Source organism: Ruegeria sp. AP12 (genome assembly GCF_056540025.1).
Genome location: NZ_JBQFVZ010000148.1, coordinates 1 through 880, shown reverse-complemented (window position 1 = coordinate 880; position 880 = coordinate 1). Strand labels below are relative to the sequence as shown.

Genomic DNA, 880 nt, shown 5'->3' with positions numbered 1-880 from the left:
TCACCAGCCCCAGTAGGAAAGCACGCGTTCCACGCGTTACATCAACTTTGGTGAAGCCAAGAACAAAAATACCCAGCGCCAGCATTCCGACTGCCATGGCCAGCGACATCAGCTTAACCAGGAAATGCGAGGAAATCGGCAGAAGCGTCAGCAAAGCCCCCATGACGGTGTCGCCAAACAGTCCGCCCAACCCATAGCTATGGGTCGCGCGCCAAACCTCGCCTGGAACCAGAGTGGCGGCGTAAACCGAGACAATGGCAATCCAGATCGGCGCAAAGATCAGCCGCGCCACGGCGCGATCTTCGCCGAAATGACCGGTGAAGCGGACACCCCAGCCGATCAGAACCAGCGCGATCCCCCAGCTGCCCCAGCCAACGATCATGAACAACGGCGCAGCGATCGAGGCACCGATCCGCCCCATCCAGTTCTGCACCGGCGCGTCGGTCGAGACCATCCAGTTCGGATCTTCCGGTGTGTAGGACCAGATCATTGCCGCAGCGGCCAGCCCCAACAGAATCAGAGCGATCCCGATCAGTTCCTTGGTACGCCGCTCAATCGCGGCCTGAGTCGTGCTGTCCAGTAATGGATCGCGGTTGCGCGCGTTCAATGATGCCATTTTGCCCTCGTACCTCACGAATAGATGCAGTCACGAAGCTTGATCAGCCCCTGCTGCAACTCTTTTTTTGGAGCCACCAAAGCAGCCCGGATAAATTGCTCGCCCGGGTTTTGCCCCGGATCACCTTGAGAAAGATATGCGCCCGGCAGGACCCGAACGCCGGTCTCCTGCCAAAGCTTCAATGCGGTTTCCTCGCCGTTCTCGACTGGCAGCCACAGGAAAAACCCGGCCTCGGGCGGCATGTAGCCCTGCAGGCCTGAGAAG

1 protein-coding gene and 1 pseudogene are annotated in these 880 nt (G+C 59.4%); both read right to left on the bottom strand.

Annotated elements, in window-relative coordinates; all coding sequences use genetic code 11:
* Positions 1–616 (bottom strand): DNA translocase FtsK 4TM domain-containing protein (locus ACR0E6_RS21895; protein ID WP_480587285.1); only part of this gene is annotated, 616 nt, incomplete at its 3' end.
* 14 nt (positions 617–630) lie between these two features.
* A pseudogene (locus ACR0E6_RS21890) lies at positions 631–880 on the bottom strand (aminotransferase class I/II-fold pyridoxal phosphate-dependent enzyme); the annotation flags it as partial.